Origin of the sequence: Candidatus Magnetobacterium casense (genome assembly GCF_019173545.1) — a bacterium.
Lineage (GTDB): Bacteria > Nitrospirota > Thermodesulfovibrionia > Thermodesulfovibrionales > Magnetobacteriaceae > Magnetobacterium > Magnetobacterium cryptolimnobacter.
The window spans coordinates 1-2,567 of the sequence record NZ_JABXWD010000444.1; the positions used below are offsets into that span (position 1 = coordinate 1).

The window sequence follows — 2,567 nt, forward strand, 5'->3', positions numbered from 1 at the left end:
CGGCCAGCAAAGCACCTACCCACAATTCGATTTGGCTATAGTCAGCACTTAATAGGATATACCCAGGGTCTGGTTCATAAATCATCCTCATTTCATCAGGAACGTTTTGCAAATTGGGGTTCTCCGACGAGAGCCTACCAGTTCCAGTACCCTCAATCTTGAAGTGGGTATGAATCCGACCATTGACCATCCGCTGATGAACGCCTACTATGTATTTGCTTAGCAGAACGTCGTATTTACGAAACCGTAGCAGTTTCTCCATCCATTCCTGTTTCGGGTGGTCCTGTCTCTTAATATGGTATTCAAGAGTTTCTTCGTTGGTCGACTTAGTACCTAGGAACTCTTTCAGCTGTATTGGGGACCTAGGGTTGACGCCGGCAGCCCAGAATTCTTTTTCAATTGCCTCTACGGTAGGGCCCAGCTTGACATACAAAGCAGCCATCGTCTCTTCATTCACCCTAAACCCACGCCGTTCAATTCTACCGATGGCCCTTACTAGAGGTATCAACAATGATTGCATCAACTGGAGCTGCTTTTCACTCAGTAGGCCTATTTGGTTCTGCATTACCTCGTAGGTTGTTACTGCGTCCATAGCTGCATAATCAAGTAGTTTTTCTAGGCCCCACTGCCCAATAGTCCGCATCTCGCGTTTAGGTGGTTTGTAAGGAGGTATTTGTGTATACTGTGCCCTCAAAAAATCAAGGTCGCTCGGCAAGTCACTATGGATCATCTGTTCGGCCAGACGGGTATCATAGATGAAGCCCTGGTCGATAATGCCCCACGTCCTTGCTATTTCAGTGTCGAATGAGCCGTTCTGCCAGCATTTGCCTTTGGACGGGTCTTCCAAAAACTCCTTACATACCTGCCACCTTGGATCGTCCTTGCCACCTTTAAACTTTATAGCTACGGCGGTCCGACCGTCCTTTGAAAAGGAGTAGCCTATAATCTGGTCAGCTAAAGTGTTAAGGCCCGACGTCTCTGTGTCTACTGCGAATATCATGTCGGGCGGTGTGTCCTTATAAAGGTAATCTCTCAACTCTTCTGCGTTGGGGTCGCGAATGATTAGTGGGTCAAACTTTTTCACCTCCTTTCCCTGTAGGTAACCGAATATGGACTTGTAAATGGCCACTGCTGTAGGGATCCACTGCCTACTACGCATAACGAAGGATGGGTGCATAGTACACAGAACTTTGCAGTCGTGATCGTATTCGTCACGAAGTTGGATGTACCGGCCCCGTTGGGACATAATGCCCCTCTCTTTGGTCAAGGCTCGCATGGCTGTCTCGCCCAACGCTATGATGAGTCGAGGCTTGAGGATAAGGATTTCTTGTTTCAGGCGGCCAAAGCAACACCTCACTTCTAGATCGGTGGGTACCCGGTTTTCTGGAGGCCTACAACTGACAATGTTGGTATGTGGACACATTTGCTTGTTGATACCGGCCTGTTTGCAAAGGCCGTAGTGCATCTTACCTGCGCCGCCTGTAAACGGTATACCGGTTATAGTTTCTGTCTCTCCTGGGCCCTCACCTACCCACAACACAGGTAACTGTCTGAGGGACGGGTTGTACCACGGGACCCATTTGTAGGGTTCAAGTGTGCAATCGTTGCACAAGCACTCAGGGTGTTTTACTGCCATCCTGGCCCTCCTCATTTACAATGACGGCGGCAGCTGCATATACTATGATGTCCAACAGTTCGGCCGTCCGTCGGTCTCTGGCCCTCTTACCTTTGAACCGCAATAGTTCCAAAGCTTTTTTCCGCACTTGGTATATAGCCGGTTCGAGGCCCATATGTCTCAGTTCCTGACAGATTGGCTGTTGGTGGAAAGGCTCACCTGTACCATGTCGCTCACGACCTTTTCCTGCTGCGGCTCGGTTTCTTGCCATCATTAGGACGTCTTCTAATGCTTTGTACATTTGTCTGTGCCTCCTCTTCCAGTAAAAGGGTTAGCGGATCCTGTTCACGAGCCTCTTGAAATCCTTTGGCCCTCAACACACAGGCTGGACATTCGCCACAGGGCGGACGTTGGCCCTCATAACAGGTGTGGGTCCACATATACCAGCCCAACTTGCCTAACTGTTTCATCAACCTGACGGTCTGAGCTTTGCTAAGGTGCAACAGTGGAGCCTCGATGGTAATACAATAGTCAAGGGCATAGTCAAGGGCGCTTTCGATGTGGGCGATTGTCTTGCTACGACAGTCTGGATAGCCACTATAATCGGTCTGGCTCACCCCAATAATAAGATTGTGTATACCCTGCCCGTAGGCATAAGCGGCGGCATAGCCCAACAGCAGGTAGTTTCTACCCGGCAGGAATGAGGCCGGCAGGTTAGGGTTCACTGGATGAGAAAGGCTTATTGGGCCACCTCCGGTTAGCGCACTAGGGGCTTGTGGGACTGCCATGGGTTGCATTGTTAGCCTGACGTCGGCAAGTTCTGCCAATTGGTAGGCGCAACGATTTTCTTGGACCGCATGCCGTTGGCCGTAGTTAAAGGTAATGGCTTCGACCTGCTGGTACTTCTGTTTAGCCCAGGCTAGGCAGGTCGCACTGTCTTGACCACCACTCA

General features: G+C 50.1%; 3 protein-coding genes. All 3 read right to left on the reverse strand.

The features are described 5' to 3' along the window. On the reverse strand, positions 1–1,636 hold a 1,636-nt coding region (locus tag HWQ67_RS16110), incomplete at its 3' end, for a DNA polymerase (RefSeq protein WP_255317326.1). Further along, on the reverse strand, positions 1,617–1,916 hold the full coding sequence (locus HWQ67_RS16115) for a hypothetical protein (protein ID WP_218253708.1): 300 nt from the start codon (positions 1,914–1,916) through the stop codon (positions 1,617–1,619). The genes HWQ67_RS16115 and HWQ67_RS16110, both read right to left, overlap by 20 nt. After that, on the reverse strand, positions 1,849–2,567 hold a 719-nt coding region (gene queC, locus HWQ67_RS20670), incomplete at its 5' end, for a 7-cyano-7-deazaguanine synthase QueC (RefSeq protein WP_218253707.1). The genes queC and HWQ67_RS16115, both read right to left, overlap by 68 nt.